Raw genomic sequence first — 26,060 nt, 5'->3', positions numbered from 1 at the left:
TGGGAGATATGTGCGGCATAACCGGAATATTCGATACCCGTGGCCGGCGCGAGATTGACCGTTCGGCTTTGACGCGGATGAACGAGGCCCAGCACCACCGCGGGCCGGACGAAGGCGGTGTGCATGTCGAGCCCGGCGTCGGTCTGGGGCATCGCCGGCTTTCCATCATCGACCTCTCCACCGGCCAGCAGCCGCTGTACAACGAGGACGGCAGCGTCTGCGTCGTCTTCAACGGCGAGATATACAACTATCAGGAACTGATCCCCGAGCTGCAATCGCTCGGCCACGTTTTCCACACGCGCAGCGATACCGAAGTGATCGTGCACGCCTGGGAAGCGTGGGGCGAAGAATGCGCCAAGCGCTTTCGCGGCATGTTCGCCTTCGCACTCTGGGACCGCAACCGGGAAACGCTGTTTCTCGCGCGCGACCGGCTTGGCGTCAAGCCGCTTTATTACGCGCTGCTCGACGACGGTACGCTGCTCTTCGGCTCTGAACTGAAGTCGCTGCTCGCCCACGGCGGCCTGTCGCGCGAGATCGATCCGTTTGCTGTCGAGGAATACTTCGCGCTCGGCTACGTCGCCGAGCCGCGCGCCATCTTCAAGCAGGCGCGCAAACTGCCGCCCGCCTGCACACTCGTCGCCCGGCGCGGCGAGACGGTTGGCGAGCCGCGCGAATACTGGGACGTGCGTTTCTCGCTCAACAATCCGATCAGCGACGCCGAAGCGTTCGAAGAGCTGACGGCGCGGCTCAACGAATCGATCCGTCTGCGCCTGATGTCGGAAGTGCCGCTCGGCGCCTTCCTCTCCGGCGGTGTCGATTCGAGCGCCGTCGTCGCGCTGATGGCCGGGCTGTCGGCAGAGCCGGTCAATACCTGCTCGATCGCGTTCTCCGATCCGGCCTACAACGAGGCCGAATTCGCCAGAACGGTGGCCGAGCGCTACAAGACGAACCATTACGTCGATCAGGTCGAGAGTGACGATTTCGACCTGATCGACACGCTGGCCCGCCTCTACGACGAGCCCTACGCCGACAGTTCGGCGATCCCGACCTACCGCGTCTGCCAGCTGGCGCGCAAGCACGTGACGGTGGCGCTCTCCGGCGACGGCGGCGACGAGAATTTCGGCGGCTATCGGCGCTACAAGCTGCATACGATGGAAGAGAAAATGCGCTCGGCGTTGCCGCTTGGCGTGCGCCGGCCGCTGTTCGGCGTGCTGGGGCGGCTCTATCCGAAGGCCGACTGGGCACCGCGCGTTTTCCGCGCCAAGACGACCTTCGAGTCGCTGGCGCGAACGTCGGTCGAAGCCTACTTTCACAGCATGTCGCAGCTACGCCAGCCGATGCGCGACCAGCTCTACAGCGACCGCTTCAAGGCCTTGCTCGGCGGCTACAGCGCCCTCGACGTCTTCCACCGCCATGCCGTCCGCGCCGGCACCGACGATCCGCTCGGGCTGATCCAGTACATCGACCTGCACACTTACCTCGTCGGCGACATCAACACCAAGGTCGACCGGGCGAGCATGGCGCATTCGCTCGAAGTGCGCGAGCCGCTGATGGATCATCCGCTCGTCGAATGGCTGGCCAGCCTGCCGTCCGCGCTGAAAATGCGACACGGCGAAGGCAAGTATCTGCTCAAGAAAACGATGGAGCCTTACCTGCCGCACGACATCATGTATCGCCCGAAAATGGGTTTTTCCGTGCCGCTGGCGCGCTGGTTCCGCGGCCCGTTGCGTCAGCGCGTGCGCGACTCGCTGCTCGGCGGCCGGCTGGCGGAGTCGGGCTGGTTCAATCAGGAAACGATCGCGCAGATCGTCGAGCAGCACGAATCGGGCGTGCGCGACCATAGCACGCCGCTCTGGACGCTGCTGATGTACGACGCCTTCCTGCGCAATGTCATGGATGGCGGCGCGACAAACCACTGAGAAAGAACATGCGCATCCTCTATCACCATCGCACCGCGTCCAAGGACGGTCAGGCCGTGCACATCGCCGAGATGATCGATGCCTTGCGCGCCGAGGGGCACGAGGTACGCGTGGTGGCGCCAGCGGTTGGAGAGGGGGAAAAAGGCAAGATGGGCCGCGATATTGGCTGGGTGAATCGCCTGAAGAAATCGCTGCCGATGGTGCTCTACGAACTCCTCGAACTCGCCTATTCGCTGCACGCCTACCGCAAGCTAAAAGCGGCGGCGCGGGATTTCCGGCCGGACGTGATCTACGAACGCTACAACCTCTACCTGCTGGCCGGCGCGCTGCTGAAGAAGCGGCTGGGCATCCCGCTGCTGCTCGAAGTCAATTCGCCATTGGTGTTCGAGCGCTCGCGCCACAGCGGCGGGCTGGCGTTGCCGCGGCTGGCGCGCTGGGCCGAAGGTACGGCCTGGCGGGCGGCCGACCGCGTGCTGCCGGTGACGAAGGTGCTGGCCGGTTACGTCCGGGAGTACGGCGTGCCCGACGAGCGCATTGCCGTCATCCCCAACGGCATCAACAAGGCGCATTTTGCGACGGCGCCAGAACCCGAGCTGGCCAAGGCGAAGCTCGGTTTGCAGGGGCGGCTGGTGCTCGGCTTTACCGGCTTCGTGCGCGACTGGCACGGCGTCGATCGTGTCATCGACTGGATGGCCTCGGAAGAAGCTCCCGACAACGTCCATCTTTTGATCGTCGGCGACGGCCCGGCGCGCGAAGCGCTGGAGGCGCAGGCGAGGGCGCTTGGACTGGCCAGGGCGGTAACCTTCACCGGCGTCGTCGACCGCGACGCCGTGCCGTCTTATGTGGCGGCGTTCGACGTGGCGTTGCAACCGGCGGTGACGGCCTACGCGTCGCCGCTCAAGATGATGGAGTACCTCGTGCTCGGCAAGGCGATCGTCGCCCCGCGCACGCCGAACATCTGCGAAATTCTAAGCGATGGTGAAAACGCGGCGCTCTTCGACGAAAACGTGCCGGGCAGTCTGGAACGTGCGCTGACGACGGTCTGCTGCGATGCGGCCCTGTGTTTGCACCTGTCGGCCAACGCACGGGAAACCATCGACCGGCTTGATCTGACATGGCGCGGTAATGCGCGGCGCGTAGCTTCGCTGGCAGCCATGCTGATTTCCAATCCTGAGAGTGAGAGGGTCTCTACACCATGAAAGTCACAGTCGTAGGAACCGGTTACGTCGGCCTCGTGAGCGGCGCCTGTCTGGCCGAGGTCGGCAACGATGTGCTCTGCCTCGACGTCGATCCCGAGAAGATCCGCATCCTCGAAGAAGGCGACCTTCCGATCTACGAGCCGGGATTGCAGGAAAAGGTCCGGCACAGCGTCGCCGCCGGCCGGCTGCATTTCACGACCGACCTTGAGCGGGCGGTCAACCACGGCACGATCATGTTCATCGCCGTCGGTACGCCGCCCGACGAGGATGGCTCGGCCGACCTGCATTACGTGCTTGAAGCGGCGCGCAACATCGGTCGTCTGATGACCGACTACAAGGTGATCGTCGACAAGAGCACCGTGCCCGTCGGCACCGGCGCCAAGGTTGAGGCGGCGATCACCGAGGAACTGGAAAAACGCGGCGCGGATACGCCGTTCAGCGTCGTGTCGAATCCGGAATTCCTGAAGGAAGGGGCGGCGGTCGAGGATTTCATGCGCCCGGATCGCATCATCGTCGGCGCCGACGACGAGCAGGCGGTGTTCATGATGCGCGCACTCTACGCCCCGTTCCAGCGCAACCGCGAGCGGCTGATCGTCACCGATCTGAAGAGCGCCGAACTGATCAAGTATGCGGCCAACGCCATGCTGGCGACGCGCATCAGCTTCATGAACGAACTCGCCAATCTGGCCGAAACGCTCGGCGCCGACATTGAGATGGTGCGGCAGGGCATCGGCGCCGACCCGCGCATCGGCTACGACTTCCTCTATCCAGGTTGCGGCTACGGTGGTTCCTGTTTCCCCAAGGACGTGAAAGCGCTGATCCGAACGGCCAAGGTCGAGGCGGACCTTGATCTGCGCGTGCTGAAGGCCGTCGAGGAAGCGAACGAGGCGCAGAAGCACGTGCTGGCCAACAAGATCAAGGCGCGGTTGGGCGACGATCTGAGCGGCAAGCGCTTCGCTCTGTGGGGCTTGGCGTTCAAGCCGAACACCGACGACATGCGCGAGGCGCCGAGCCGGGTGCTGCTCGCCGACCTGTTTGCGGCCGGGGCGAGCGTCACGGCCTACGATCCGGTCGCGATGGACGAGGCGCGGCGCATTTTCGGCAGCGAACCGTGCCTCGACTACGCCGACAACCCGATGGGCGCACTCGCCAATGCCGATGCGCTGGTGATCGTGACCGAATGGAAGGAGTTTCGCAGTCCGGACTTCGACAGCATCAAGCGCCGCCTGAAAACCCCGCTGATTTTCGATGGCCGCAATCTTTACGATCCTCCGTTCGTGCGCGGCATGGGCATCGAGTACTTCGCCATCGGGCGATGAGCTGAGCCAAAAATGATCAAAACCATCCTCTTTTCAACGCTTTATCCGAGCGCCGTGCGCCCGGTGCACGGCATTTTCGTCGAGACGCGGCTGCGTGAGCTGTTGAAGAGCGGGGAGGTGGAAACGCGGGTCGTTGCTCCGGTGCCGTGGTTTCCGTTCGAGGGGCATGGTTTCGGCGAGTACGGGTTGTTTGCCGCAACGCCGCGCGTTGAAAAGCGCAACGGCGTGGAGGTGCATCATCCGCGCTATCTCCTGCCGCCCAAGATCGGTATGAACATTTCGCCCTTCACGCTGGCGATTGGTGCCTTGCCGACGGTTAAGCGACTGATGCGCGACGGCTTCGATTTCGATCTGATCGATGCGCACTACTACTATCCGGACGGCGTGGCGGCGGGTCTGCTGGCCAAATGGCTCGGCAAGCCGTTTGTGGTGACGGCGCGTGGGACCGATCTGTCGCTGATTCCGCACTACGCGCGGCCGCGTCGGCTGATTATCGAAACGGCGAATCGTGCGGCGGCGTCGATCGGCGTCTGCCAAGCGCTGATGGATCAACTGGCCAGCCTCGGTGCCAATCGCGCGAAGCTGCGCGTGATGCGCAATGGCGTCGACCTGGAGCGTTTTCGCCCGGTCGACCGCCAGGAAGCGCGCCGGCAGCTCGGTCTTGCGGGTGAGGGGTGTTGCTTGCTGTCGGTCGGTTTGCTGATCGAACGCAAGGGGCATCATCTGGCTATCGAAGCGTTGGCGGGGTTGCCGCCCGATGTCGGGCTGATCATCGCCGGCGATGGGCCGGAGCGCGCTTCATTGGAACAGCTGGCGGCCCGGTGTGGCGTGGCCGGACGCGTGCGCTTTGCCGGACAGGTGCCGAACGAGGAATTGCGTGGTTGGTACAGCGCGGCCGACGCGCTTGTGCTTTGCTCCAGTCGCGAAGGCTGGGCGAACGTGCTGCTCGAAGCGATGGCGTGCGGCACGCCGGTCATTGCTACACCGATCTGGGGTACACCGGAAGTGGTGACCAATCCGGTTGCCGGCCGCCTGATGGCCGACCGGACGCCGGGCGCGCTGGTCGCTGCGTTCAACGAGCTGTTCCGCGATTATCCGGTGGCATCGGCCGTGCGCGAATACGCCGAGCAGTTTGGCTGGCAGGCGACGACAGAAGCCCAGATCGCGCTGTTCAAGGAGATTGTCCATGCGTGACCTCTTGATTACCGCCGTCGTCATTGCCCTGATTCCGTTGATTCTACGCACGCCGAGGTTTGGCGCTTACGTCTGGGCGTGGCTGTCAATGATGAACCCGCACCGCGCCGCTTGGGGATTCGCCCGCAGTTTTCCCTTCGCCTACCTGGTGGCGCTGTCGACGCTGATCGGCTTTCTGTTTTCCAGGGAAAAGAAACCGTTCCCGGTGACGCCCATCACCGTTGTCTACTTGTCCTTCTGGTTCTGGATGTCGTTCACCTGCCTGTTTGCCATGAACACGCCGGAGATCGTTCTGGAGCGCTGGATATTCGTGAGCAAGATCCACCTGATGCTGCTGGTGACGTTGATGCTTATCCGCGGGCGCGAACAGATCGAGGGGCTGGTCTGGGTCGTTACCGCATCGATCGGCTTCTATGGCGTCAAGGGCGGCATATGGACCGTCCTCACCGGCGGGGGGAGCGGCCGGGTCTGGGGGCCGCCCGACAGCATGATCAGCGACAATAACGGACTGGCGTTGGCGCTGGTCGTTCTGTTGCCGTTCGTGTATTACCTGTACCAAGTGAGTTCGCGTCGATGGTTGCGCTGGGGGCTGGTTTTTTCGGGTGTGGCAATTTGTTTTTCCATTCTGGGTAGCCACTCACGGGGGGCTTTGTTGGCGCTGATCGCCATGGCCTTCATGCTGGCGCTCAAGGGGAAACGTCCGTTTTTGATGAGTTTTCTCATTGTTGCGGTGCTGACGACCGCGATTCTGTCAATGCCGGAAATTTGGGCATCCCGCATGGAATCAATACTCAACTACGAGCAGGATGCCTCCGCCATGTCGCGCATCACGACCTGGACAACACTCTGGAATCTCGTGATGGACAGGCCGATTCTCGGAGCCGGATTCCGTACCGACAATCCGCTGGTCTTTGCGTTGTACGCGCCAGAAGGATGGGAAGGCAAAGTGCTGGTAGCGCACAGCATCTATTTCGAGGCGCTGGGTGAACATGGCTTTCCGGGGTTTTTCCTTTATCTCGGCTTGTTTTTCTTGTCGTGGATGCGTGCCGGAAAACTGGCGCGCCTGACGCGCGACGACCCCGAATTCAGCCCTTGGGTACCGTTCCTGATGCGCATGGTGCAGGTCAGCCTGACCGGCTTCGCCGTCGGCGGTGCATTCCTGTCGTTGGTGCATTTCGATCTGCCGTACTACATCCTGGCATTCGTCATCCTTGTCGATGCTACTGTGCGAGAACGGATGACGGGCGTACCCGTGAAACGGGAGGGGTAATGACGACAGCCGAGAAACTGACCGCGCTGCTGCTGCGCAATGCGCTCGGGCTGTTCGGCACGGCAATTTCGTCGCGTTTGTCGATCCTGATTTTTCATCGCGTGCGGGCCGTTCCCGATCCGTTGTTTCCTTGTGAACCGGACGCGCGACGATTCGAATCTCTGATGCGTTTTGTCGCTGCGACGTTTCGGGTCATGACGCTCGGCGAAGCCATCGACCATCTGGCGCGGGGCACTTTGCCTCCGCGTTCCCTCGTGATCACTTTTGACGACGGCTATGCGGATAACGCCGAGGTGGCGCTTCCCATCCTGCAACGGCTCGGATTGCGGGCGACCTTCTTCATCTCGACCGGCTTTTTGGACGGTGGGCGGATGTGGAACGATTCGGTGATCGAATGCCTGCGCGCCTGTCGTCTGACGACGGTCGATCTGGAGGAGTTCGGCCTTGGCCGATGTGAGCTGGCTGACTTGTCGCAACGCCGGCAGGTAATCGTCCGGCTGTTGTCGTGCCTCAAATATCGGAGACTGCCCGAACGGGAGGCAGCCGTCGGACTCCTGCGGCAACTGTGCGGTGTCGAACTTCTGCCGCACGATCTCATGATGCGTTCAGAACAGGTGGCCATGCTGCATCGATCCGGCATGGAAATCGGCGCGCATACGGTTCACCATCCGATTCTGACGACGCTGATGCAGGAAGAAGCGGAAACCGAAATCGATGGCGGACGCGAACAGCTGCAATCGATCATCGACGCGCCGGTCGATGTGTTCGCCTACCCGAACGGAAAACCGGGAGTCGATTATGACGAAAGCCACGTTGCGCTGGTAGAGCGGCTCGGTTTTCGCGGCGCTGTCAGCACGGCCCCCGGTGCCGCACAGGCCGGCGACGATCCATTCCAGTTGCCACGCTTCACACCATGGGGGAAGTCATTGCCGGTGTGGGCTGCGCGGCTGCTCATGAATCAGTGGAATACGTCTTTTTCCCGTGCTTGGCTGGGAGCGAAGTGACAATTCCTTCATCCAACGCGGTATTTGATCGCAAAAACGATTGAACCCGACGTCAATACCTGACCGATAAAACGCAGCGGCGGGATGGCTTTGAAGAGCGACAGGGCGACGCGGACGGGGATTCCTCTCCCTTCTGTCTCAATCATGTCGAAGCGATCCAGCGAGTGGAAACCACGCTCGCGCAGGTACGCGGAGAGCGAATAAAAGGAGAACCAGTTGACCGCCGGATACTTGCAGTAGTTGGCGATCTCCGGACGCGTTGTGACGGCCAAGCGTTCGTAGCGACGTTTCAGAAATCCCGGGTACCAACTGTAGAGCGGCAGGCTGTATTCCTGCTGAATCGGACACAGCCAGTTCGTCGTGCTCAGGTAGAGCAGCCCGCCCGGCTTGAGGATGCGGGTCGCTTCATTGAGGCAGCCTTGCCAATCGGCGACGTGTTCGAGCAGTTCCGGGAGCAGCGCGACATCCATCGAGGTGTCGGGGTAGGGGAGTTCGGTCGCCGATCCAACGTCGAACTGGATGGCCAGGCTGGCGTCCTCCGCCCGGTGGCGGGCAATCTCGATGAGCGGCGCGTTGACGTCCAGTCCGAAGACCTTGTGACCGCGTTGCGCCCAGAGTTGAGCCTGCATGCCCGTGCCGCACCCGATGTCGGCCACGTTTAGCTGGCTGGCAACGCCGCCGTTGAGTTTCGCCAGCAGCCGAAGCGATTTGTCCCGGACGAGCGTGAAGCGTTGAATGGTCTGTGGGGCGAGAGACTGTTGCGCGTAGTAATCGACAAAGTTCTGGTCGGACGAGTGATCCCACGTTGTTGATTTGCTCGAGTCGTCTGTCATCGCAATGTCCTTTCGGTCACGTGGTCATAGCCTGAACTTCGGTGCCTGTTTCTGCAGCCATTGTTCGAGGATGGTCAGAATCCAGATCATTTCGCCGTAGTAGCCGGGATGCTCGGGCAGGTAGTCGGCGATGAGCTTTTTCGCAAAATCCTCGCGGAGAATGCCTCGTTCGGCGAGGTTGCCGAGCGATTCGGCGGCGAGACGTTTGAGCGCCGGATCGCGAGCGGTCCAGACGCCGAACGGCAACCCGAAGCCTTTTTTCTTCTTCGTTATGATCGCTTCTGGGAGAAAGTCGCGCAGTGCCTCCTTGAAGAACCAGCGCAGCCGGAAGCCGCGCACTTTCCAGTCGGGCGAAAGTTGCAGCGAGAAGTCAACCAGCGCGTCGGCGAGCAGCGGGTAGGCGGCCGGGATGCCGGCGAGCGATGTCGCGCCCTGGACCTTCGGCAAATCGCAGTCGGCCAGCGTGTAGCGCCAGTCATAGGCGAGCATCCGGTTGACGAGGCTGCCGGCGTGGCATTCCTCCCAGGTGGCTCGCATGTGCGCCTGCGGCTCGCCGGTGTCGATTTGCGCAAGTAGACTGGGCGTGAGCACATTCGCCGGTTCGAGGTGCATGACGAGGTTGAAGCTCTCCATCCGGTCGGGCATCGGTATCCGCGAGTGGCGCACGTAGCCGGTGGCCTGTCGCAGGCCGGGGATTTTGCGAAGCGGACTATCCTCGCCGCAGAAGGGCTCAATCGTCCGGCGCAAACCGGCGGGCAGGCGGTGGTAGAAATCAAAGAACTTCTGCGTCGCATAGCGGGCGTTGCCGCCGAAGAGTTCGTCGCCGCCGTCTCCGGCAAGCATCTTCGTGCAGCCGTCGGCCTTGGCCATTTTTGCGCAGTAATAGGCCGGCAGTGCCGAAGAGTTCCCGAACGGCTGGTCGTAGTGGCGGGCGATTTCCGGCAATGCGGAGAGGATGTCGGAGGGTGTTACGTAGTACTCGTGGTGGTCGCAGCCAAAATGGCGGGCGGCGATGCGGGCGTATTCCATCTCGTCGTACCCCTCGGCTGCAAAACCGATCGAATAGGCATGTGCCGGTTCGCCGGTGAGTTCGCAGAGGGTTCCCGCTACCGTCGAACTGTCGGTGCCACCCGAGAGGAAGGTGGCGATTTCCGCCTCTCCCGCGATCGCTTCGGCGACCGATTCGCGAATGATTTGCCGGAAGCGCGTCTTCGCATCGTCGAAAGGCTCTCGGTGCTTTTCATCGAACTCGGCCGGCCAGTACCGGAATTGCCGCGCTCCCTTTACATCGACGAGCAGGGCGTGTGCAGCGGGAATCCGGTAAACGTTCCTGAATATCGTCCGTGGCGCCGGGATCATGTGGAAGTAGAGAAAATCGAAGAGCGCCTGTGGATCAAGGTCGTCGCTACTCTCTGTGACGCAGTCGGCCCGGTCGGAGAAGAGCAACTGGTTGCCGTCAAGGCGGTAGCACAGCGTTTCGATCGCGAAACGGTCAATGGCGAGAAACACCGACTTCTTTCCGGTGTCGGCGATCACGACGGCGAAGGCACCTCTGGCTTGCGCCGCGCAGTTCTCACCGTAGCGGTGCCAAATGTGGAGGAAGCCAGCCGCAGGACCAGATCGGCGGGAGATCACTTCGGCTTCGTCGTCGTAGAAATGTGGCGTTCCAATCGTCGCGCAGACAGTTGTTTCGTCGCTGGCCGTCGAGGCGCCCGTTAGTCCGATGCCCTCGATCGGCGTCAGGTCGTCGAAAAAGCGGTCAAGATCCAGTTGGCCGAGAAGTATTGCATTCATGATCGAGGCCTTATATCCATAGCGAGGGAGCGATTCTTCTTATGACGGCACGGAGCGCATCTTTTGCGCGCTGCGGGGGCGACTGGTAGTCGCGCTGATGCCGTCCGCTGATGCCTTGTAGTCTCGGTTGGCGAGGAAAGCGCGGAATCACGCGGAGTTCCTTCGCTTCACTGCGCAGATGAATAAGGTGGCGATACAGGAATCCCGCGTCGAGGTGGCCTTCGTGCGTTTTCCAGAGTCCGGCGAATACTGTGTCGTATGCGCTCCGGCGGAAAGCGAACAGGCGAAGATCCATGTTTTCACTGCCTTGCCATTTCCCTGATCCGAGCAGCGGAACGTTACGCAGATCGCAGAGAACGTCGAAATCGAGCGTTCGGCAGCTTTCGATCATCTCAGTGAGGTTCAGGATCCTGAGGCGCCCGCTTGTCTTCCAGATGATGTCGTCGGGCTCGAACAGCGTCGTGTGCGCAAGGCCGAAGTCCATCAGGCGGAACTCGCCGTGAGCCTTGCCTAGCCGAACCGGATGGTCGTTCCCGGAAAAACTGATCAGTTCGATTGTCTTGGTGTGCGTGATGTCTCGTAGCGCATTCGCAAGCGGCGTGAGATCGCTATACGAATTGTCGATGAAAAGGATGCGATCGATCGTCGTGTCGGGCAGCGAGGCATAATGTTTGAGGGCGTTGAGGTAGTCGCCGATGCGTTCGGTTGGGTTGGCGCGCGCAACGGCGCCAACGGGAGGAGTGAGCGTTGCGCTCATGAGCAGGCCGGCGGCTCTGTGATTCCTCTTGATACCGTCAGACGTGCCCCCCTGAATGCGGATGATCGTGTGGGTCATGGTTCCCCCGATAGCCCCTTTTCCATCCTGCGATTGTTGTTCATGCCCGTTCCAGGGAATCGAGCCCCGTAGTGAGTCGTCGAACGAGCGCCGAAAAAACCCTTTCGAGTACCCACGTCTTCATATTAGGCCGTCGACCGGCGATGTGGCTGTCCCATAGCGAGAGCGCGAAATCGAGCCGTATCCAGTCGAGGTAGGCGTCCGAGATCGATGGTCCAGTTTGCCGATAACCGGAAAGGAACGCTTTGACGAGTCCCCTCCGTAATCCCCGGAACACGAGGTGACGGGGCGAGTTGAGCGTAAGTTCGAGATTGTTAAGAAACTGGGCGAGGTCGTATTCGATCGTGTTTTCGTACGCGAGGCTGATGTCGATGCCGATCACCGCGTTACCGTCGATGAGAAAATTATCGGTCTTGCAGTCTCCGTGGAGCCAACTTGTCCACGCGTCGCCATTGGCGAGCCGTGGTGCAGTCTCGCGTAGACGATGGGTCGCTTTCGCGAAAACGTCGTTTCCCGAATGGAGATGCTCCAGCTCTGCGATGACTTCGAGCCGGTGGTCGAGATTGATCCTGCCCGGACGAAGCGGGCCGGCCGTATGAAAGTATCCGAGCCATTCGCCGGCCTGATGCAGCCAGTGAGACCTTTTAGTTAGAATCGCCGGTCGGGATAGCTTTCGCGTCAGCGATTCACCGTTGCTCCATCCCATTGCGAATATTGCGAGTTCAGGAATCAGGCAAATTGGTTCAGGGACGCGGTGGATCTGGTTCGTGCCTGTCTCGGTTTTCACCGCGCTCAACGCCTTTTCGACGCGAGCTAGTGCCTCGAACTGCTTTGCGGCGGTGGATACATCGGGCGTTCGGGTTCGTGGAGCGAAGCAGCGTTTCACGGCGGCCTGGCGCGGCGGTTGCGTGGCAATCGTTGCGCGGAAGACTTCCGAATTGTCCTGAATGTTGATGGGCTCGCCGAGGCTAACGTCAACGCCGCCAAAATATCCAGATAACACCTTCTCTATCGGCACCTTCTCGCTTCGGACTACCTCGGCATGGTCTGAAATGAGCGTACTCATACAAATTATCCGATCACCTGTCGTAGGAGACTGAGGTTGGTTTTTGCAGCTTCTCGCGGATAGCTCGAAGCACTTGTGGTACGAGTCTCGCGAATTTGAATACTCCTGCAGCGAAGATCACAGCGTTGGGGGGGGAGGGCCTTTCTGGGCAGAAAAGGTCTCTGATAGAGCGCGTCGGGAGCGCGCCGTAGCGCGATAGATCGCTTCTTACTAGCGCATGAATCGGCGTTTCGACGTCGGGATTGTGGCGAGTGAATTCGCCTCGGGCGATGAGCTTGAACCGTAAGTCGTTGTAGTTGAAACAGTTGAACGCACCGAGTAGTACGGCTGTTTTGTTTCGATAGGTGCCGGATCTCATTTCTCGCATCCCGAAGTTGAAGACTGGCGTCTGATGAGTGCTATAGCCTCCCTAGCCTTTTCTCCGAAGATGGTCTGCAGGGCGAAGAGGTAGGTAATGGCGCCGGCAGCGATTTCGGCAGTGAGCAGTACGATTCCGGGTTCTGAGTCGAGCAGGAGGCGGATCCCAGTTACGGCGGCGGCCATGATGGCCGAGCTGCCAACGGCGGGTGTCAAGGACTTGGCGATTCCAGCGAACGAGGTGTTGATCACTCGCCGTGCCAGAAGGATTGTTACGACTGTAGCCGTCGGTTCGGTGACGAGAACGGCTATGACGAGCCCGGTGACACCATGGCCGATCCCGGCAACGATCAGTGAAAGAAAGAGAGCGAAGGTAAAAATGGTCGATTGCAGCGCGAGCCTGGGGTGTCCGATGCCGCCAAGAACCTGACGGATAAACGAGGTTAGCCCGCGGAAAGGAACGGCGAGAGCGAGAAGTGTGAGCGGCACGGTCGCCGGTGCCCATCCGTAACCCAGAACGACTTCGACAAAATCTTTCGCCACGCACGCAAGTCCGATTATCCCAGGCAGAAGAACGAGTGCGGCAAATCCGGCAGTCTTTTCCAGATAACGGGCGATTGCCACAGGTTGCCCCTGGAATTTCGAGAACGCCGGAAAGATGATCGGATTGATGACAGGCATCGCTTTGGCGAGCGGAAGGAGCGCAAATTGCAGCGATACGGAAAAAATGCCGAGTGCCTGTGGCCCGAGAACCGGGCCGGCAATGATCGCTGGCAGCATGTTGCCGGTGATCGCGACGGCGCTTGCGAGCGCCATTATTCCGCCGAATACGAGGATTTCTCTGACTGGGCGGAATGCGAGCGATGGAAGGATGAACCACGGCTGGAAAATCATCAGAATGATTGCGAGCAGGATGCGATTCGTCAGAAGTCCGATGATCAGCGCCCATACACCGGCGTCGAGAACGGCGAGGATGAGTGTCGTGATCGCACCGGTCAGGCTCGCTATCAGACCGGCGAATGCCTTGAGTTTGAATTTGAGATCGCGGTCGAGCAGCGCGTCGGGAATGGCGCGGAACGGTATCAGAAGGAAAACGAAGGTGAGGGTCTGGGCGAGGCGTTCGAGCCTCGGCGCGTTGAAATAGGCGGCGATCAGCGGGGCGCTGAAAAAATAACCGAGAAAGAGGAGTCCATTGATGAGCAACAGCCAGCCAAATGAACTTCGGAGTGCTTCTTGCGAGATTGCCTTTGCGCGGACAAGCGCACTGTCGAGGCCGAATATGCTGGCGAGGAAGAGGAGTTCCATCGGCGATTCAAGCATCGCGTAGAGGCCATAGTCGCCTGTGCTGATGAAGCGGACGACGATGATCGTGCAGCCCCAGCTCACGATCTGGGTGACGATCCGGAAAAGCGTTGCCCAGCGTGCACCCGAAAGAATTCGGTCGATTACGATGCTGTTGTCTTGTTGCCGCTCCTGTTCGTTATTCATCCGTGCCGTTCCCGTGATTTCTTGAAGTTTTCCAACAGATCGAGATATCGGCACGTGTGCGAGTTTAGGACTCTTTCGTCGCTGAGAAACGTTTGTCCGTCAGCGATGGAAAGCAAAGCCTCCTTTGCTCGATCTATTTCGGCTACGCTGGAGTGTTTGGGGGGTGGCGGTGTCCAACGATCTGACCAGATGCCGCAGTACTTGAGACCTCGCTTGATATGGATCTTGAACCGATCGTAAGCGTCGATGTTTCTATCCTGTGCATAAATGGACGGCAGACGGCGCGGGAAATATTCGATATCCAACGTGGAAAGCCAGTCCCTCCACTTGAAATCCAGAACACTCCCATAGCAACTAATCGGTATCCACGGAACCCTGATTGCGTCCGCGATAATTGCGCCATGCATTGCTTCTGCCAACAACACGTCGCATTGGCTGATTTCCTGGATCACTCTTTCGACTCCCCAGCGGCAGCTGATGTAGCGAATGCCTGTGTCTTTGCAGATATCTTCCCAATCGAAGTTACGCAGGCTGTCGCTATGCGGCATGAGGCCATGGCGAAAATTCTTGCGGTCGGCTTTTGGGTGGCTTATCGCTCGAATCAATACCGCCGCATCGGTGATCACAAGGCCGGGGTCAAGGTCGAGCGCCTTCGCAGTTTCATAACCGCGAACAGCATGGACGATGAAGTGGCTGTCCATCGTCGGCCGGGTTCCGTAGCCTAGGCCGCTACCGAAGATATGTTTTATAGGGGAGGCCGGCAGGCGTTGATTGAGCAGCGTGCCGATGCCGACGAAGATCTCCTCGTTATTGTCGTCTAAGATGTTGCCGATCAGTTTCGGCCACAGCCATGGATTTAGATCGTCTCCGAAGTTTCCATCGGGATCTTTGTAGTAATAGAGCCTCATTGCGCTTCCCCTGATTCTTGCATTGATCGCCTAGATGATGGTTCGTTCTTAACGTTTTTCCTCCATTCGAGCAGGGCGAGTGGAATGTAAGACAGGTATTTCATGTTGAGAGGAGCGCATCGCCATGCCTTGACGAAGGAATCGATTGCGATGCGTACTTTGCCATTGTTACGCAATTGACTTTTGGCAAAAATGGCGTGGTAGACGGCCAATTGGTCGAGAAAGCGACGTCGGCTGATGCAGCGTCCATCGCCGCTGCACAGCCCCCATTTGTTGACCGCTTGGGTCAACAGCCTAGTGCGGAAATCCACGGTTTGGGGGCTGCGTGTGGTTTGCTGCGTATGCTGTCGATAAAGCGTGGTTGGTTTGCGCAGTTTGATGATCGGGTAATCCCTAGCGATGCGCAGCCAAAGATCCCAATCTTCCCCGCACGGAAGTGTGACGTCGAACGTGCCACATTTGTTGAAGACATCCCTTCTGATCATGGTCGCGCTGGTGAGCATCCAGCAATCGAGCAGAAGCAAGTGGTAAATCCATCCAGAATATTCAGTATCGATGCCGTCGGCAAAAGACGCTAGGTCGAAGCTATCGGGAGGGGGAAAGCAACCCGCTTCGTTAGATTCCCATCGGATGAAGCTCGAGTAAACGGCGCCTGTATCCGGATAGGTGTCGAAGATTTGCAGTTGGCGGGCCAACTTGTCTGGAAACCAGTAATCGTCGCTGTCTATGAAACAGATAAACTGACCAATGGCCTCGCTGATTCCCCTATTGCGGGCGGTGCTTACGCCGGAATTGCTCTGGTGGATTAGTCTCACCGGAGCACCGTGATTTCGCACGATTTCTGGCGAACGATCGTCCGATCCGTCATCAACGACCAGAACCTCGATGTCCTTGAAGGTCTGGCCGAGGACGCTACCGAGCGTGGTTTCGATGTATTTCTCGCTGTTATAACTTGGGATGATGACGGATACTTTCGGCATTTTCGGATTCCTGTCCTGCGTTTTGTCGTGAACCGGGCACCGGAGAAAATCAGTCGGGGGGCGCCTTCGGACTGGAATCTGCGTCGGCGTTCTCGGCGGGGTTTTCGGAGACCGTCGATGATCCAGGCTTGCCGCCAAGAATCCTGTATTGCTCGCGTAGCACCTTGGATTCCGGGGAATGCTTCAGACCGGATGTGACGATTTTCAGCGCTTCAGGACGCTTGCCTATTTGCATCAGATACTCGGCCCATTGCGAATACGCCGGCCAGTAGTCCGGCTTGAGATTGCGGGCCCGGGCAAAGGCTTCGTTTGCCCTGTTCGGAGCACGGAGCAAGAGCTGGACTTCTCCTATCCTTGTGTAGATTTCGGGCAGAAGGACGAAGTCGGGCGGCGCCTGGTTCGTGACGTAGTGGAAGTCGTTCAATATGTCATTCAGGCTGCCCATGCGTTTTCCCAGCCGCACGTCTGCCCTGCGTGCGCGGTTCAGGTTGGTGAGGCCCCAGCAATAGTGGTGCATATGGGAGAACGTGGGCCCCATTCGACTGACCCAGTAATTGCGCTGCTGTGCGTAACGTTCGGGGAACCACTGCGTGTCGCGGCAATAACGCGGTAGCAGCTGCAATTCGGCTTCAGTTACGTTTTGGGGCTTTGCCATCGCGATTGGCGTTATCGTCGCAAGCATGAAGGTCAGTAGGAAAGGAAGCGCCAAGCGGGGGGATGAACGGTTTTCCGGTTTGCGGGTGCACATGGTTTGGGCTCCTTTACGTCACGATGCCATGAATATTGCCTCCGGCGCTATGCGTTGATTTTCCGCAAAGCATGCCGAGCAGGATGAACAGGAAGAGAAAGCGCGGTGCATCGACCAGCGTGTCGAATAGGCCGACGACGAGGAAGGCGGTAAAAGCAGACAAGGCTGCTGTCGCTGGCAAATCACCTTGCCAGGCGCGGTTGGCCGCACGCGCAATGGCGAGCAACGCAAAGCCGCCCAGCGCCGCCAGTCCGAACCAGCCGAGGTCGAAAAATATCGCGAGGGGCAGGTTTTTTGTGTGCCAGGGCAGGTGGTCGTCTACGGTGAAGAACCAGCGGTCGAGAGTTGTCGCGAAGTTGCCGTTGCGTAGCAGATTCTCGCCCTGATTCGTCTCCAGCCGGATGTTGTCGATGTCGTAATGGCTGGCAGGACTGGGCGGCGTGTGCAGGGTGAGCTTGACCGGCCTTGCGGCGTACCACGGGGCGGTGCCGAGGATACCGGTCGCGATGTTTGTCTGCAGGTCGTTCCAGTCATTTCCGTTCTGAGGAATGGCAAGCGTTTTCCAGACGCAGCGGAACGAAGTGAGCATCCATTTTTCGCACAACGAAACGGTTATTTTCTCCGGCGGTGGCTCCCCGCGCACGTCCATTTTCAATCGATAGCTCTGCTGCGGATCGACGGCAACGACCTGTTCGACGTAGAGCGCCGAGCCGCCAGCGAGGCGCAGGAAAGTGTTGCCGTTTTCTGTTTGCAGACGGTAGGTGCCGGTCCGGTTTTGCTCACGGCTGAATAGATAGTGGTTTCCCGGAAAACGTCCGATCCCCATGCCGAACAAGGTCGTGCGCCAGTCGGACGAGCGAATGGCCAGAGCGTCTACCCAGTGCGCTTTGCGTATCCCGAAGTCGTGGCCTACGCTGGCCAGACGCTGCCGGGCAAATTCACCGTTCAAGACCGGAATGGCAACGGTCAGTACGATCGTGCTCACCGCGACGGCCAGTATTCCGCGCCGCGGTTGTCCGGAGCGAATCGTGGCGAAACACAGGAAAACGGCCAGCGCGACGGCGAAGGCGGCATAACCGCCTCGCGAGTAGGTGACCATCAAGGCGTAAGCGGTGGCGAGAAGGAGGAAGAACCCAAGAAGGCGGTTGATGCGGCTCGTCGTTTGCATGATCAACAGCAACAGGAACGGCGTGGCGACGACAATGAATCCCTCGACGTAGGCCCCGCCGACGTGCATCGCCGAGAACGGGCCGGTCACGCGATAGTCGGAGGCAAAATCGAACAGTCCGGCAAAGGTCAGGCGTTCCCAGATGACGACCGCGACGGTCAGCGCCAGTCCTCCGGTCATCCCTAACGCCCACGGGCGCATGACATCCTGCCCATCGGCCTGCAGACGCCGTATCAGTCCAAAGCCGAGAAAAGCCCACAACGCCCCCTTGACGATACGCAAGGCATTGAATGGACTGAAGTAGCTGACGAACGCGTTCTCGTTGGAAGCTGGCCAGGGGAAAAGCGCGATGGCGGTCGAGAGGATCAAGCTGAGGCCGCCGAGCGTCAGGCAAACGACCAGCATGGGGTCGCGCCGGGTGTTTTTTGGCGGGGGCGCTACGCGGGCATAGCCGACGGCCAGACAAGTCAGGACGAGGAAGTCGAACTCGTCGAAATAGAATCGCCCGCTCCACGGGGCGAGATCGAAAACCGGCAGCGCTAGGGGAATAAGCAAGAATGCGATGGCCGGACGATGCCAGACGGTAAACGCGCTGGCCGCCAAGATCAGCGAAATGATGACTGGCGCCACTGGAAAAGTCGCGGCGCGATAGGCGCAAAACGTCAGGATCGCCAGCATGCCAAAATACGCCAATTTGTTTCCAGAGGCTTTGCCGCCCGGTTGGTGCCCTGATGGTGGAGCTGAGTTTTCGCTAACGACGTTGGGCGTTGGTGGGGGATTGGCGGCATTGGATAGCTTGTCAGCACCGAGTACAGCAAGCCAGGCGAAAACCCCTGCGACCGGAATGTTGGTTGGGTCTGGGTGGGTTCCTTGCAGAAAAAGCTTTCCCGTCTCGACGATGCCGGCCAGCAAGACGGACAGCCAAAGCGCGAAAACCGGCGTGCGGCGATTGGCCCACGTCAGGATTCCGACCGGCAAATACATGAGGATCACGCTGGCGAGACTGAAAAGAGCGCGGGCCTCGGTGGTGTAGTAGTGGTAGTAGAACGGCAGGAACCTCAAATCAGTCAGTTGCGCGGCGGCAAATTCGATCCCGCGCCAGCGGTAGGAGAACCAGCCGTTGGCCAGGAGCAGCGCGGCAATGTAGAGGACCGTCAGCGGAAGTGCATGGCGCCGAAGTGTGAGCGCCAGCCGGTCAGGGGTAAAGACGCTACGTCGTTGCCACAGGGCGAGTCCTGCGGCGGTTCCAATCATCCGTGTGAGGACCGACATTCCCTGGGTGACGCCTGTGGCAATAAAGAACTGAGTTAGTTCAAGCGCGATGCCTAGCAGTGCGCCCCAAACGGCTGCCTGCGCCAGCGAAGCCACGTCATTCCGCCGGAAGCCGGAATGACGGATTCCGTCAGGTTGTTTTGATTCCTCATGGCCCCTTGCCAACCGATGGCCAATGTAAATCCCGAAGGGCAGGGTTAGCACCACCTCGGCACAAAGTTTGAAGTAGCTTTGGAGGTCGAGCGGCGCTTCTCCGGCCAGCCACACTCCCCAAGTGGTTCCTTTTGCCTTTTGGGTCAGTTCGTCTAGCGAAACGAGAACGTCGTAAGGAAAGAGGCTGAAGGCGACATAGGCGACGAGGAATGCCTCGACCAGATGCCAGAAAATTCGCTCGGGGTCGAAACGGTGCGCATGAAGAAACTTTCCAATCCACGCGGGACTCAGCGACGCCGCGATCAGCCCGATGCCGCTGCCGATGGCTTCGGCGAGAAGATCGTTGAGCGAGACCGTGCGCGGCGGGAAGAACAGTTGCGTGAATTCGACGCCCAACGCCAAACCGATGCAGAAGAGGCCCGCAAGCAACACGCGGCCAGGATGGAACGCCACGACAAAACCTTCGCGTCCATTTTCCAATGGCGAGGCGAATAGCCAGGCCGTAAGAAACCCGACGGGTGCATACAACACGCCATTGGCGATCCAGTCCGCGCGGGACTCGATACCGAGCTTGAGCATCGGCGTCTGCTCGAACATTGCCCACGCGCCATCAAGCGGTAGCGGCCGGAAATTGAAGGGAATGAAGCTCCCGTAGATAATGAAGGCGACGTAGCCGAGCCAGAAGGCAAGGAGCGCGGAACGGGAAGATGGGATGAACGGCATGGTCGCCACCTAGCGCAGACATCCATTCAGCAAAGGCCGATTATCAGAGCGTCTTGTCTCTGCTTTGCTGATTTTTCCCATTAACTCCGCGATGAAAGTCATGATTTCCCTTTCCAGCAAAGAACGCATTGGTCGCGTAGATCGAATGCCCCAAATGGTCTATCCGATGAGTTTAGCGATTGTGTTTTTGGCCTCCTTGATTTCACGCCATGCGCTTTCTTTCAGGAACAGCGCCAGACCGACAAAAGTGCGAGGGTTGTAAGCGACGATTCCCCAGCGTTCACGGCGGTGGCTCATCCATATTTGTTTGTATTTGTCGTCACCCATCAAAAAATCGACTTCCCTGACCCCGTCCTGTTCGATTACGTGTTGCAAAACGTGGCTGGTCAAAATCGTTCCAGGAGAGTACGGCGCGTAGTTTTCATGATAGGCAACTTTGTAGATGGATGCCTTGCCATCGCCTGCGATCCAGAGTTGAGCGGCGATCGCTACCCCCTTGATGCTGGCAATTCCCAGGCGGAGCATGCCGAGTCCCGCGAGACGGCGAATCAGCGCCGGAATGAATTCGGGATAGGGCTCGGGGATTTTCCAGCTGGCCGAGTACACCTGCTGAAAGGCACGGATTTTGTTTTCAATGTCCGTCATGTCGCTGGCGATTTCGAAGTTCCCTCCATCAGCAAAGAACTTTTTGTTCATGCGTTTGATAGTGCTGCGCAGGTGGGCGCTCCGTTTTTTTAGATAGCCCTCCCAGTCGCTATCCACTTCAAGAAACCAGTTGCCGAAACAGAGAAATCTGAACGGTTTCCAGCCAATCGCCTGCAATGCTTCAAAGAGTGCAGCATAGGCCGGTGAATCGATATCCATCGGCGCAAAACGCATGACCGATGGGGCCGTCCGGATTTCTCTATCGTTGGCGGCGGCTTCGATCAGGGCATGGATTGACTGATTTGAGGCCGCGTCGATGGTTTGGGCCACGAGTGGGGTGTAAAGCGACGTGTAGTAATTGGCCAGTGCGTCGACCGAGGCGATGAAGCCGTTCTGCGCGTGCTTTACCGGTAAAAGAGCCTTCACTTCGCCATTGCGGATCGCCAAGTAATAACGCACGCCGGCATCGGCCGGGAAAACGTTTTTTTGCAGCAGATCGAACCAGTCGAGCGAGGTCTCGATGCTCTCTCGCGGGGTAAATGCGCGCAGATCGTATCCAGCCCCGATGATCGAATCGACATCCGGATAAGTCAGGATTTTTTCGGCCGACATGTCGATGGAGGGCTTCATGGATGGCTACCTGCGGGGGATTGGCGCAATGTCCTACTCAGGACAGCGACCATCCAGTCCATCTGCGCATCGCTCAAGGATTGATGACACGGGAGGTGAAGAAGCCGGGCGCGATATTTTGCAGCGACGGCACAACTGGAAACGGCCATTTCATCCCAGCGCCATACTGGGAATCCGAGCTGCTTCAGCCAGTAAAAATGCGGCTCCGGATGCGCGATCAGGAGCGGGAACATGTAAGGGGTCGTGTTTTCCGGGAGTACGGAAAAGAGCGCCCGGCAATGCGGCAGATCCCCGACGGCCATCGACCATCGACGGTAATTCGCTTGACGAGCCGCTGTAAGCGCGGCAACGGGCGTGAGCTTGACGATCAGCTGCGAGACTTTCAACGAAGCGGTCCGGCAGGCAGAGGCGGAGAAATACGGTGACGTTTGCGCGTAGCGATTGATGGTTTCGTGCCCCGTAATCATCGGCGCTGTGGCGAGGGCGGCGAGTTTCTCGTCGATTCGCTTGGGTCTGTCCCGATTGCCGCCGGGAATTCTTTGGCTTGTCCAGCTATGTTCGATAGCGTGCTTGACGCCTCGCAGTTCATCCCCGACCCCTGTGGGTGTTGTCTCCACCCCGTCGAGATCGCGACTTTCGGGCGCGTATAAGAGCCCCCCATCCTCGCAGGGGAAAAATTTGTAGGGGCTGGCGACGACGAATTTTCCATAAACACCGGTACCGGGCGCCTGAAAGAACGGGGTGAATAAAACGTGCGAACAGTCTTCGATCAGGACGATATCGTTCTCGTCGCACCACGTTTGCAGGTTCGATAAGTCTTTGGCGAAACCAAAAAAATGGGTAGCCAGCAAGGCTCTTACCGGTTTTTGTGAAGCCTGGAAAACTGCTTCCAGTCGGCCGATATCGGGCGAAAGATCCGTTGTTAATGGATAAAAGCTGATGTCGGCACCAAGATGCAGCGCCGAATCGAGCATCGTCATGCAGTGGTAGGCGGGAGCGAGCAGCGTGCTGCCCGGACTCAGCCCGGCCAGTCGGTACGCCTCGCCCAACGCGTATCGTCCGCGTGAAAAATGCCGAAAGTGGGGCGATTTCGTTTGTTGAAAAGCGTGAAAAATTCTTGCAAGACCATCCCATGCTGTTGTCCATTCCAGCCGATGCGGCAGGGGCGGAATTCCGGGGCGGGGAAAACCACAAGGCGCCGGATCAAAACGAGCAAGTTCCACAGCGCTTCACTCGGATGGATTGCTTCATGCCAGCACCTCGACGCACGGCGGATGCCCCAAAAACGCTTGTGGGCTCGCGGTAAAACCATAAGCGCCCGATTGGTAGATGACCACGATGTCGCCGACGTCGGCAGCGGGGAGTTCCATCTTTTCGGCCAGCAGGTCGAGCGGCGTGCAGAGCGGGCCGACGATCGATACCGTCTCGTGCGTTACACGATCCATCCGGTTCCCGATCGCAACCGGGTAATTCTTGCGGATAACCTGTCCGAAATTGCCGGAAGCCGCCAGATGGTGATGCAGTCCGCCGTCAACAACGAGGAAAATCTGGCCGCGCGATACTTTCTTGTCGATGACGCGCGTGACGTAGAGGCCGGCCTCGCCGACGAGGTAGCGGCCCAGTTCGATGACGAGTTGGGCGCCCGGGAAATCGGCGGTAGCGCGTTCTGCCAACTCGGCGAGGTTGGCGCCGATCGGTGCCAGGTCGAGCCGTTGTTCGCCGGGAAAGTAGGGGATGCCGAAGCCACCACCGAGGTTGAGGGTTCGCACCGGCGCGGGTGCCGATTCGGCAATCTGCCGCGCCAGTTCGTAGCTTTTGCACTGGGCCTCGATGATGGCTTCGGCTTTCAGATTCTGCGCGCCGGCGAACAGGTGGAAGCCTTCAAAGTCGAGATTGGCTTTGCCGATGGCAGCCAGCAGTGCCGGCACCTGCTCGGCATCGACGCCGAACTGTTTCGGACCGCCGCCCATTTTCATGCCCGAACCTTTCAGCTCGAAATCGGGATTGACGCGCACGGCGACGCGCGCCCGGTCGTCGGTTCGTTCGCCGATGTCGGCGAGTTCGGATACTTCGCGGAACGATTCGACGTTGATCAGGATTCCCGCCGCGACGGCACACTCAAGCTCGGCGCGCCTTTTGCCCGGGCCGGCGAAGCTGATTTCGTGCGCTTTGGCGCCAGCATCGAGGGCGACCTTCAATTCGCCGGCCGAGGCGACGTCGAGTCCGTCGACCCGTCCGGCCAGGTGACAGACCAGCGCCGGCATCGGGTTGGCCTTCATCGCATAGTGCAGCTTGATCGAGGCGGGCAGCGCGGCGCGCAGTTCGGCGACACGCTGGGCGATCAGATGCCGGTCGTAGGCGTAAAACGGCGTTTGTCCGACGCGCGCGGCAAGCCGGGAGAGCGGCAGGCCGCCAACGGTCAATTCGCCGTGGCGAACCGGGAAGTATTCCATCGGCGCGTGCGTGGGGCGGGGGTTTGGATTGGCATTCATGGTCGTATCCACGGCGCTCACATGTTTTTCTCGACCCACTCGGTGGAGAGCGTTTTCCGGTCGATCTTGCCGTTCGGATTGCGTGGCAACGGTCCGTTCTGCGCGTCGATGCCGGCCGGCACCATGTAGGCCGGCATGCGCTGGCGGCATTCGGCGAGCAGCGCGACCGGGTCGAGCATGCCGCCGGCGGGTGGCGTGGCGATGACCTGGATCGCTTGCCCGAGCGCGGGATGATCGACGCCGAAGGCGACGCATTCGCCGACCATCTTGGTGGCGTAGAGAATCTCCTCGACTTCGGTCGGGCTGACGCGGTAGCCGGAGGTCTTGATCATCTCGTCGCGCCGGCCGATGAAGTAGATGAAGCCTTCCTCGTCCATGCGCACGGTGTCGCCCGAGAAGACCGCGAGTTCGGGAATGACCAGCCCGGGCTCGCGGCCCGGTGTATTGGCCGGCAGCGGCTTGTAGCGCTCGGCCGTTTTCTCCGGATCGTTCCAGTAGCCCAGGCCGACCAGCGCGCCGCGATGCACGAGTTCGCCGGGTTCGTTCGGCGCGCAGGGCGAGCCGTCCTCGCGCAGGACGAGTATTTCGGCGTTGGGGATTGCCTTGCCGATCGAATCGGGCCGCTTGTCGACTTCGCCCGGCGGCAGGAAAGTCGAGCGGAACGCTTCGGTCAGGCCGTACATCAGGAACGGTTTCGTTTTCGGCAGACGCCGCCGCAATGCCTCAAGCGTCTCGCGCGGCATGCGGCCGCCGGTGTTGGCGAAGTAGCGCAGATGTTCGGTGATGCTGGCCGGCCAGTCGAGCTGCGCCAGCTGAATGTAGAGCGGCGGCACGGCGGTAAGGCCGGTCACTTTTTCTCTCTCCAGCGCCTTCAACACGTCGCGCGGCAGCAGGTAGTTGAGCAGGACGACGCGGGCGCCGACGTGAAATGCCGTCGTGAGCTGGCTGAAGCCGGCATCAAACGAGAGCGGCAGGGCGGCGAGCAGAGTGTCGTCGGGCGTGTTTTCGAGGTAGCTCGCCACGCTCTTGGCGCCGGCGACCATGTTGCGGTGCGAGAGGACGACGCCTTTCGGCTTGCCGGTGCTGCCCGAGGTGTAGAGGATCGCCGCCATGTCGGTGTCGATGACGCGGTGCCCGGCGCGGGGCGGCGTCTGTAGCAGTTCATCCCAGCGCAGGTAGGCGACCGGGCCGCCGCAGGGCGGTAGCTGTTCGGCGTTGGTCAGGACGATGTGGCGCAAGTCGTGGCAGCTTGCCAGCGACTCCGTCAGCGGTGGCAGACGCTCGTTCGAGGTAATCAGCACGCGCACATTGCAGTCACGCAGGATGTAGGTGACCTGTTCGGCTTTCAGCAGCGGATTGAGCGGCACGAAGACGCAACCGGCTGCCGTCGCGCCGAAGCTGGCGATGACCGTTTCGAAGCGTTTTTCCAGATAGATGGCGACGCGCTCCCCGCGTTGCAGGCCGAGGTCAAGCACGCCGCCGACAAATCCGGCAACGGATTGCTGCAGACTGGCGTAGGTGAGGGATTCCGGGCCGTAGGTCAGGGCCGTGGCGGTGGGACTGCTCAGAGCCGAGCGGGAGACCAGATCGGGGAGCAGATAGGAATCGTTCATGTCCGAACCTCGCAAGCCACAGTCTTTAATGGTCATTCTAGACAATAGACCTCGCGTTGCCGTGAAAATGTTCCCGCCAATGCTTGCGGGGAGCGTCTGTGCGCGATTCCACGGCAGGTGCCTGTTTTTCAGTATATATAGTCAAAGGGAGGCTTTCTGTTTTGCAGTTTGGAGAGACGAATAGGGAGGGCATATGGATTGCATGCGCGAGGTGTTGTCGATTCTCGACGAAGTGTTGAGCCTGAAAGGGCGGTCCGCCGGTTTTTCGCTGGAAACGCCGTTGCTCGGAGCGATACCGGAACTCGATTCGATGGCCGTGGTGTCGCTGATCACGACGCTGGAGGATCGCTTCGGATTCGCCGTTGAAGATGACGAAATCGACGGCAGCGTGTTCGCCTCGGTGGGGACGCTGGTCGGTTTCGTGCAGCAGAAAATGGCGGGTTAGCGGAA

20 protein-coding genes are annotated in these 26,060 nt (G+C 59.8%); 7 read left to right on the top strand and 13 right to left on the bottom strand.

The annotated features are described in order from the left end of the window. Positions 1 to 8: 8 nt before the first annotated feature. From GH659_RS06430 to GH659_RS06405, 6 genes are read left to right on the top strand one after another with little or no spacing between them, the layout of a single operon-like run. Positions 9 to 1,919, top strand: coding sequence for an XrtA/PEP-CTERM system amidotransferase (locus GH659_RS06430; RefSeq protein WP_153110297.1), 1,911 nt, complete (start codon positions 9 to 11; stop codon positions 1,917 to 1,919). An 8-nt stretch (positions 1,920 to 1,927) separates the two neighbouring features. Then, positions 1,928 to 3,118 carry a glycosyltransferase family 4 protein gene (locus GH659_RS06425; RefSeq protein ID WP_153110295.1) on the top strand — a complete coding sequence of 397 codons (1,191 nt, stop codon included), beginning with the start codon at positions 1,928 to 1,930 and terminating at the stop codon, positions 3,116 to 3,118. After that, on the top strand, positions 3,115 to 4,437 hold the full coding sequence (locus GH659_RS06420) for a UDP-glucose dehydrogenase family protein (protein WP_153110293.1): 1,323 nt from the start codon (positions 3,115 to 3,117) through the stop codon (positions 4,435 to 4,437). The genes GH659_RS06425 and GH659_RS06420 overlap by 4 nt, the downstream gene beginning before the upstream one ends. A 12-nt stretch (positions 4,438 to 4,449) precedes the next feature. Next, on the top strand, positions 4,450 to 5,631 hold the full coding sequence (locus GH659_RS06415; RefSeq protein WP_153110291.1) for a glycosyltransferase family 4 protein: 1,182 nt from the start codon (positions 4,450 to 4,452) through the stop codon (positions 5,629 to 5,631). After that, positions 5,624 to 6,901, top strand: coding sequence for a putative O-glycosylation ligase, exosortase A system-associated (locus GH659_RS06410; protein WP_153110289.1), 1,278 nt, complete (start codon positions 5,624 to 5,626; stop codon positions 6,899 to 6,901). The genes GH659_RS06415 and GH659_RS06410 overlap by 8 nt, the downstream gene beginning before the upstream one ends. After that, entirely contained in the window at positions 6,901 to 7,905 is a 1,005-nt protein-coding gene (locus GH659_RS06405; protein WP_153110287.1) for a polysaccharide deacetylase family protein, read from the top strand. The genes GH659_RS06410 and GH659_RS06405 overlap by 1 nt, the downstream gene beginning before the upstream one ends. Positions 7,906 to 7,913: 8 nt before the next feature. On the opposite strand, the gene GH659_RS06400 is transcribed toward GH659_RS06405, so the two are convergent. From GH659_RS06400 to GH659_RS06340, 13 genes are all read right to left on the bottom strand, one after another. Continuing rightward, complete coding sequence (locus GH659_RS06400) at positions 7,914 to 8,738, bottom strand: class I SAM-dependent methyltransferase (RefSeq protein ID WP_153110285.1); 825 nt, start codon at positions 8,736 to 8,738, stop codon at positions 7,914 to 7,916. Positions 8,739 to 8,762: 24 nt separating this feature from the next. Then, a complete protein-coding gene (locus GH659_RS06395; RefSeq protein WP_153110283.1) occupies positions 8,763 to 10,532 on the bottom strand; it encodes an asparagine synthetase B family protein in 1,770 nt (589 codons plus the stop codon). Between the two features lie 10 nt (positions 10,533 to 10,542). Next, positions 10,543 to 11,367 (bottom strand): hypothetical protein, encoded by an 825-nt coding sequence (locus tag GH659_RS06390; RefSeq protein ID WP_153110281.1) that lies wholly within the window; start codon positions 11,365 to 11,367, stop codon positions 10,543 to 10,545. A gap of 40 nt (positions 11,368 to 11,407) precedes the next feature. Next, positions 11,408 to 12,433 (bottom strand): phosphotransferase, encoded by a 1,026-nt coding sequence (locus GH659_RS06385; RefSeq protein WP_153110279.1) that lies wholly within the window; start codon positions 12,431 to 12,433, stop codon positions 11,408 to 11,410. 354 nt (positions 12,434 to 12,787) lie between these two features. Then, positions 12,788 to 14,278: a lipopolysaccharide biosynthesis protein gene (locus GH659_RS06380; protein ID WP_153110278.1), complete on the bottom strand. Its 1,491-nt coding sequence runs from the start codon at positions 14,276 to 14,278 to the stop codon at positions 12,788 to 12,790. After that, a complete protein-coding gene (locus tag GH659_RS06375) occupies positions 14,275 to 15,186 on the bottom strand; it encodes a polysaccharide pyruvyl transferase family protein (protein ID WP_153110276.1) in 912 nt (303 codons plus the stop codon). The genes GH659_RS06380 and GH659_RS06375 overlap by 4 nt, the downstream gene beginning before the upstream one ends. Then, complete coding sequence (locus GH659_RS06370) at positions 15,183 to 16,166, bottom strand: glycosyltransferase family 2 protein (protein WP_153110274.1); 984 nt, start codon at positions 16,164 to 16,166, stop codon at positions 15,183 to 15,185. Before GH659_RS06370 ends, GH659_RS06375 begins: the two co-directional genes overlap by 4 nt. A 49-nt stretch (positions 16,167 to 16,215) precedes the next feature. Further along, positions 16,216 to 16,914 carry a tetratricopeptide repeat protein gene (locus tag GH659_RS06365; protein WP_153110272.1) on the bottom strand — a complete coding sequence of 233 codons (699 nt, stop codon included), beginning with the start codon at positions 16,912 to 16,914 and terminating at the stop codon, positions 16,216 to 16,218. 13 nt (positions 16,915 to 16,927) lie between these two features. Beyond that, complete coding sequence (locus GH659_RS06360) at positions 16,928 to 20,230, bottom strand: VanZ family protein (protein ID WP_153110270.1); 3,303 nt, start codon at positions 20,228 to 20,230, stop codon at positions 16,928 to 16,930. Between the two features lie 159 nt (positions 20,231 to 20,389). Further along, complete coding sequence (locus GH659_RS06355; RefSeq protein WP_153110269.1) at positions 20,390 to 21,505, bottom strand: GNAT family N-acetyltransferase; 1,116 nt, start codon at positions 21,503 to 21,505, stop codon at positions 20,390 to 20,392. Continuing rightward, positions 21,502 to 22,728 carry a DegT/DnrJ/EryC1/StrS family aminotransferase gene (locus GH659_RS06350; protein ID WP_153110267.1) on the bottom strand — a complete coding sequence of 409 codons (1,227 nt, stop codon included), beginning with the start codon at positions 22,726 to 22,728 and terminating at the stop codon, positions 21,502 to 21,504. The genes GH659_RS06355 and GH659_RS06350 overlap by 4 nt, the downstream gene beginning before the upstream one ends. Before the next feature lie 24 nt (positions 22,729 to 22,752). After that, positions 22,753 to 23,997, bottom strand: a complete 1,245-nt coding sequence (locus tag GH659_RS06345; protein WP_425499981.1) for a pyridoxal-dependent decarboxylase, exosortase A system-associated — start codon at positions 23,995 to 23,997, stop codon at positions 22,753 to 22,755. Positions 23,998 to 24,014: 17 nt separating this feature from the next. After that, positions 24,015 to 25,610, bottom strand: a complete 1,596-nt coding sequence (locus tag GH659_RS06340; RefSeq protein WP_153110265.1) for an acyl-CoA ligase (AMP-forming), exosortase A system-associated — start codon at positions 25,608 to 25,610, stop codon at positions 24,015 to 24,017. A gap of 193 nt (positions 25,611 to 25,803) precedes the next feature. Here GH659_RS06340 and GH659_RS06335 point away from each other — a divergent pair, with 193 nt between their 5' ends. Further along, a complete protein-coding gene (locus tag GH659_RS06335) occupies positions 25,804 to 26,055 on the top strand; it encodes an acyl carrier protein (protein ID WP_153110263.1) in 252 nt (83 codons plus the stop codon). Positions 26,056 to 26,060 lie beyond the last annotated feature (5 nt).

Origin of the sequence: Propionivibrio limicola, from assembly GCF_009469695.1 — a bacterium.
GTDB lineage: Bacteria > Pseudomonadota > Gammaproteobacteria > Burkholderiales > Rhodocyclaceae > Propionivibrio > Propionivibrio limicola.
Note: the sequence above shows the minus strand (reverse complement) of the source record. Positions and strands in the feature narration are given on the sequence as shown.